General features: G+C 55.6%; 9 protein-coding genes. All 9 read right to left on the bottom strand.

Annotation, left to right across the window (positions count from 1 at the left end; translation table 11 throughout):
* Positions 1 to 947: M56 family metallopeptidase (locus V7665_RS12805; protein WP_335664924.1), on the bottom strand; the 947-nt coding region annotated here is incomplete at its 3' end.
* Entirely contained in the window at positions 944 to 1,312 is a 369-nt protein-coding gene (locus V7665_RS12800) for a BlaI/MecI/CopY family transcriptional regulator (RefSeq protein WP_335664923.1), read from the bottom strand. The genes V7665_RS12805 and V7665_RS12800, both read right to left, overlap by 4 nt.
* 423 nt (positions 1,313 to 1,735) lie before the next feature.
* Positions 1,736 to 2,068 carry a Grx4 family monothiol glutaredoxin gene (gene grxD / locus V7665_RS12795; protein ID WP_335664922.1) on the bottom strand — a complete coding sequence of 111 codons (333 nt, stop codon included), beginning with the start codon at positions 2,066 to 2,068 and terminating at the stop codon, positions 1,736 to 1,738.
* Positions 2,069 to 2,078: 10 nt separating this feature from the next.
* Positions 2,079 to 2,312: a BolA family transcriptional regulator gene (locus tag V7665_RS12790; protein WP_335664921.1), complete on the bottom strand. Its 234-nt coding sequence runs from the start codon at positions 2,310 to 2,312 to the stop codon at positions 2,079 to 2,081.
* A 5-nt stretch (positions 2,313 to 2,317) separates the two neighbouring features.
* The gene (locus tag V7665_RS12785) at positions 2,318 to 2,644 is read right to left on the bottom strand and encodes a DUF1476 domain-containing protein (RefSeq protein ID WP_335664920.1); all 327 of its coding nucleotides are present in this window, start codon (positions 2,642 to 2,644) and stop codon (positions 2,318 to 2,320) included.
* 70 nt (positions 2,645 to 2,714) lie between these two features.
* Entirely contained in the window at positions 2,715 to 3,716 is a 1,002-nt protein-coding gene (locus V7665_RS12780) for an NADPH:quinone oxidoreductase family protein (RefSeq protein ID WP_335664919.1), read from the bottom strand.
* 29 nt (positions 3,717 to 3,745) lie between these two features.
* Positions 3,746 to 4,339 (bottom strand): 3-isopropylmalate dehydratase small subunit, encoded by a 594-nt coding sequence (gene leuD, locus V7665_RS12775; protein ID WP_335664918.1) that lies wholly within the window; start codon positions 4,337 to 4,339, stop codon positions 3,746 to 3,748.
* Between the two features lie 2 nt (positions 4,340 to 4,341).
* On the bottom strand, positions 4,342 to 4,641 hold the full coding sequence (locus V7665_RS12770) for a hypothetical protein (protein WP_335664917.1): 300 nt from the start codon (positions 4,639 to 4,641) through the stop codon (positions 4,342 to 4,344).
* Between the two features lie 9 nt (positions 4,642 to 4,650).
* Positions 4,651 to 6,081, bottom strand: a complete 1,431-nt coding sequence (gene leuC / locus V7665_RS12765; protein WP_335664916.1) for a 3-isopropylmalate dehydratase large subunit — start codon at positions 6,079 to 6,081, stop codon at positions 4,651 to 4,653.
* Between the last annotated feature and the right edge of the window lie 240 nt (positions 6,082 to 6,321).

The raw sequence follows: 6,321 nt of genomic DNA, 5'->3' as shown, positions 1-6,321 counted from the left end.
GGATCCGCAGGATCGACCGCTTCGGCATAGGTGACGGTCGCGGTCAGCGGCAGAGCGATCACGGTGCCGAGGGCAACCATACCAGCGCCCAGTTGACGGCGCAGCGTAGATTTTTCCGATCGCCCCAGCATTTTCAGCCGTCCCTTGATCTTGTCCTTCTGGTTCAGCGGACTGGCAAGACCCAGCCGGTGACCCGAGGCCGACTTGGCGATCGTCCGGCCATAAACCGCGCGAGCATCCCGGCCGCTTTGCGCCAGCACGCGCGCATCACAGGCCGTCTCCTGATCCTGCCGAAACGCGACCCAGGCGAACCAGGCAACGGGATTGAACCAGTGCAGCGACAGGATCGAGAGGCCGACAAAATTGGCCGCCAGATCACCCGATTCATGATGGGCAATTTCATGTTCCAGCGCCAGTTCCCGTTCACGCGGCGCATAGTCGCGAAAAAAGTTGGTCGGAACGGCAATATATTTTTCGAACAAGCCGAAGGCAAGCGGACCACCAACAGCGGCCGTTTCCAGAATTTTTATATTGCCATGACGACCGATCAAACGGCCATCGGCAACAATATCTTCCCGGAATTGCAGATAAGAGGCAAGCTTGCTGATGAACAGCAGGCCGGCTCCGCCAAGCCACAGGATGATCGCGATCATCATCCAGTCGAGCGAGGCCAGCGCGCTGAATGCGGTTGTTTGTACCGGCACTGCAGCAATCATGTCTGAACCAAGGGCAATCGGTGCAAAGCTGGCTGCGGGCTCAATCGCGGCGGGTGCCTCGAGGGTGATCGTTGGCATGAACAGGCGCGCCAGCGGCAATATCCACAGCAGATAGGCGATGCGCGCTCCGAAGAAATGGCTGACCGGCTTGCGGATGAGCAACACCAGCAGCATCAACAGGGTCATCGAAAACATGGTATCCCAAATCCATTGGTTCAATTCGCCGCTCATTTTTTCAACTCCCTCAAAAGCTCCTCGATTTCGCGGATGTCTTCAGCGCTCAATTCATCGGCTTCGGCCAGATGCGCAACCAATGGCATGACTTTTCCCCCGAAAAGTCGATCCACAAAATTCCGTGACACGCCGGTGAGATAGGCATCCCGTTCGACCAGCGGAGAATAGAGAAAACGACGACCATCGCGCTCGGTGCCAACGACCGCTTTTGCAGCCAGCCGGGACAGCAGGGTCTTGACGGTCTGAAGCGACCAGTCTTTCTGCTCAACGACTTGTTCCGCCACTTCTGTGGCGGTCATCGGAGCGCGTTTCCAAAGAACTTCCATGACAGCATGTTCGGCATCGCTAATGCGTTCGGTCATGATGTTGGTCCCTCCATCGGAAATCGTCAGTGACTACAGATGTAGTTTCATCGACCACGGATGTAAACACTGATTTTGCCATGCAATGTCGTTGGTGGATCGGCAGCAGCCGTTTGTCGAAAAGTCGCAACTTGTCGAATTATCTTACAACTTTACAGCCGTTAACAGCGGATAAACCATGCAAGTCACTGTAATTTATAATTTTTGAAAAACTGGCACGGCCGATGCAGGATATTGGGTGTATTTGACGTTTCACACCCAGGCCCTCCTTTCAGGAGGGATAAAATGAGGGGAACAACCTTCTGGTCTCTGTTGTTCCTTCTTATGATAAGTCTCGACGAAGCTTACCCCAATAAAAACGGCTCGGTCCTCCTAGACCGAGCCGTTTTTTGATTTCATAGCCTATCTTGTAGCAGGAAGACGTCAGGCCTCGGCTGGAGCGACCTTTTTCTCGGCCATCAATTCGCCAAGTTCGCCAGCCTCATACATTTCCATCATGATATCGCTGCCGCCGACAAATTCGCCTTTGACATAGAGCTGCGGAATCGTCGGCCAGTCGGAATAATCCTTGATTCCCTGCCGAACTTCCATGTCCTGCAGCACATCAAAAGAGTCAAAACCAACTCCCAGATGTTCCAATATGGCAACCGCACGACTGGAAAAGCCGCATTGCGGGAACAGCGGGGTGCCCTTCATGAATAGTAGCACATCATTGCTGTTCACGACTGCTTTGATTTTTTCGTTCACATCGGTCATAAATATTCTCCTAGTCGGGAATGGCTGTGGTGAGTTGCAACGCGTGCAATTCCCCACCCATTTTGCCTTTCAGCGCAGCGTAAACCGCCTGATGCTGTTTAACCCGGTTCATATCCGCGAACGCAGCGGATGTTACCTTTGCGGCATAATGATCGCCATCGCCCGCCAGATCGGTAATCTCTACCGAAGCATCGGGGAAGGCTGCCAATATCATCGCCTCAATATCTGCACTCGCCATGGGCATCTGGCTTACTTCGCCTCTTCGATAAACTGGCGGCGGGCTTCCACCATTTTTTCACTCAAAGCGGTCCGGATACCAGCATCGTCCATCTCGACGCCTGCCGAGGTCAGATCGCCCAGAAGCTTGCGAATGACATCTTCATCGCCCGCTTCCTCAAAATCGGCCGCTACGACTTCTTTTGCATAGGCATCGGTTTCCTCGGACGTCAGTCCCATTTTCTCTGCAGCCCATTGGCCGAGCAGGCGATTGCGCCGCGCGGTGACCCTGAACTGCATCTCTTCATCGCGTGCAAATTTCGATTCAAACGCACTTTCGCGATCTTTAAAATCTGTCATGAGTTTCCCTTGGTATCTGTTGTTCTAAAAATAGGCATCACCGATGCTTCCTGCAAGTGTGGCCGGACAATCAGTCAGCGACTTTGACGACCAATTTGCCAATGGCACCACGGTCTGCCATTTTCTGGATCGCCTGCCCGGCATCTGCAAAGGCAAAAACCTCGGATACACGCGGCTGGATATGGCCCTGGCTCCACAGCTTGAACAGCCGGTCGATATGCGCGCGATTGCCTTTCGGATCGCGCATGGCATAAGCGCCCCAGAATACACCGCAGACATCACAGGATTTCAGCAGCGTCAGATTGAGCGGCAGCTTGGCAATGCCGGCCGGGAAACCGACCACCAGAAAGCGACCTTCCCAGGCAATCGAGCGGACCGCAGGTTCGCTATAGTCACCGCCGACAGCATCATAGATGACATCTGCGCCACCCGGGCCAACGGCTGCCTTGAACTGTGCCGCCAATGCCTTGGACTGGTCCTTGTCGAACGGCGCCCGTTCGTAAATCACAGTTTCGTCCGCGCCGGCAGCCTTTGCGAATGCAGCCTTCTCTTCGGAAGAAACGGCGGCAACAACGCGCGCGCCGAAAGCCTTGCCCAATTCGACGGCCGCGATACCCACGCCGCCCGATGCACCGAGCACCAGCAGAGTTTCACCCTCCTGGATATGGCCGCGATCGACCAGCGCATGAATCGAGGTACCATAAGTCAGCAGCAGCGCCGACGCATCTTCGTAGCTGACGCTATCGGGAATTTTGAATACGCTATTCTGGTCGACAACAACCTTCTCTACCAGGCCGCCATGGCCGGTGGTTGAAGCAACCCGGTCACCGACTTGCAGATCAGCCACGCCTTCGCCGACAGCGGCGATAATACCGGAAACTTCTCCGCCTGGCGCGAATGGCCGCGGCGGTTTGAACTGATAGAGATCCTGAATAATCAGCACATCGGGATAGTTGATCGAACAGGCTTTGACATCGATAAGAACCTGTCCCTTGCCCGCAACCGGATCGGCGACGTCGAGCATCTCCAGCGTGTCCGGTCCGCCTACTTTCGTTGACATCAAAGCCTTCATTTCATTCCCTTCCCTGGAATTTTTTAATTCTAAACTGCGGCTGGCACGAGCCAGGGCTGCGCAGAATCATGGATTTTCTCGTGTCGTTCTATGGCATCGGACTTGGCCATTGTCAGGTCTATTTCGTCCAGTCCCTCGATCAGGCACTGGTGCCGGAACGGGTCCATTTCGAATGCAAAGCGATCCTGGAAAGGCGTGGTGACGCTCATGCTTTCCATGTCGATGGTGACCGGATCGGTTTTGGCGACTTCCATCAGCCGATTGATCGCTTCCTGCGGCAAGGCAATGGCCAACAAACCATTTTTAAACGCATTGCCGGCGAATATGTCGGAAAAACTCGGCGCAATCACCGCCTTGATGCCCATGTCATCCAGCGCCCATGCCGCATGTTCACGGCTCGATCCGCAACCGAAATTGTCACCGGCGATCAGAATTGAGGCACCGGCATATTTCGGATCATCGAAAATATTGCCTTCTTGCGCGCGGATCGACTCAAACGCGCCTTCCCCGAGCCCTTCCCGCGAAATCGTCTTCAGCCATTTGGCCGAAATGATGACATCGGTATCGACATTTTTCTGACCGAAGGGGATGGCGCGACCTTCAACGCGATTGACAGGTTTCATCTCTATTCGTCTTCACTTTTGGCGACGAGACCATCGTCATCGCCGTCGTCATAATAATCCGGCTCATTTTCATATTTTGGCAGCGGCTTGCCCTTGACCGGCTTGAAATCATCATGTTTTTTCATCTGATGCCGTCCGGCGTACATGAGCGCGGCCGCAACCGCAGCCGACCCGATCGCCGCACCGACCTTGGCGCCGGTCGACCATTTCCCTGAGTCATTCGGTTTCGAAGACTCATTCTTGCCGGACTGATCGTCAGACTTTTCGTCGGACGGCTTGTCATTCTTGTTGTCGTCGCTCATTTCAACCTCTTATCTTGTCAATTCACGCACATCAGTAAGCTTGCCGGTTACTGCGGCAGCCGCAGCCATGGCCGGTGACATCAGATGCGTTCTAGCACCCGGTCCCTGCCGTCCAACAAAATTGCGATTGGAAGTGGATGCACAGCGTTCACCTGCCGGCACCTTGTCCGGATTCATACCCAGACAGGCAGAACAGCCCGGCTCGCGCCATTCAAAGCCGGCATCGGTAAATATCCGGTCGAGCCCTTCGGCTTCGGCCTGCGCCTTCACCAGTCCGGAACCCGGCACGACAATCGCCCATTTGACATTGTCGGCTTTCTTGCGGCCTTCCAATATCGAAGCGGCAGCGCGCAGATCCTCGATCCGGCTGTTGGTGCAGCTGCCGATGAAGATATTTTCGACCATTATGTCGCGCAACGCCTGCCCTGGCTCCAGCCCCATATAATCCAGCGACTTGCGCGCTGCATCCTGCTTGGACGGGTCGGCGAAGCTTTCTGGACTCGGGACAATCCCGTTAACCGGCACAACATCCTCGGGACTGGTCCCCCAGGTCACGGTCGGCGAGACATCGGCCGCATTGATCGTGACGCTCTTGTCAAATATCGCGCCTTCGTCGGTCGGCAGCGTCTTCCAATAGGCTACGGCTGCATCCCAGTCCGCGCCCTTGGGCGCCATCGGACGATCTTTCAGATAGGCAAATGTCTTGTCATCCGGTGCGATCAGGCCAGCCCGCGCGCCGCCTTCGATCGACATGTTGGAGACGGTCAACCGGCCCTCGATCGACATTTGCTCGAACACTTCGCCGCGATATTCGATGACATGGCCGGTGCCGCCAGCCGTGCCGATCACGCCAATGATATGCAGGATCAGGTCTTTCGGACTGATGCCGGGACCCAAAAGGCCGTCGACGCGGATTTCCATCGCCTTCGAGCGGGTCAGTTGCAGCGTCTGCGTTGCCAGCACATGCTCGACTTCGCTGGTACCGATGCCGAAGGCCAGAGAACCCAAAGCACCGTGCGCCGCCGTATGGCTGTCGCCGCAAACCATGGTGGTGCCTGGCAGGGTAAAGCCCTGCTCCGGCCCGATGACATGGACAATGCCCTGATTGATGTCGCTGGCGCCAATATATTTGATGCCGAAAGCCGGGGCATTGGCTTCCAGTGCTTCCAGCTGCGCCGCGCTTTGCGGATCGGCAATCGGTATCTTGTTGCCCTGCGCATCAAGCCGCGCCGTGGTCGGCAGATTATGATCGGGAACCGCCAGCGTCAGATCCGGCCGCCGCACCTTGCGCCCGGCCTTGCGCAATCCCTCAAAGGCTTGCGGACTGGTGACTTCGTGGACCAGATGCCGGTCGATATAGATCAGCGCCGTGCCGTCATCGCGCTGGTCGACAACATGGGCGTCCCAGATTTTCTCGTAGAGGGTCCTGGCTTTGGTCATATTTTCTTTCGTTCCGTCATTCCCGCGAAGGCAGGAAGCCCAAGCGATGTAGCGACTAAACTCGCGACATTCCAGACAAGTCCCCTTTCCCGGTCGAAATAATTTCGGGAAAATGGGCTTCTGGCATGACGATCTAGGTGAAAGCATCTTCTATTTCACCTGAAAAACCACTATCTCCGCTGTATGAGCCTTTTCGCCATCCTAGCAACCATCCTTGCCTCCGTCATCGCGATGGAATTT

Source organism: Parasphingorhabdus sp., assembly GCF_036964675.1.
GTDB lineage: Bacteria > Pseudomonadota > Alphaproteobacteria > Sphingomonadales > Sphingomonadaceae > Parasphingorhabdus.
The sequence above is the reverse complement of the archived record's forward strand: the minus strand, read 5'-3'. Positions and strand labels throughout refer to the sequence as shown.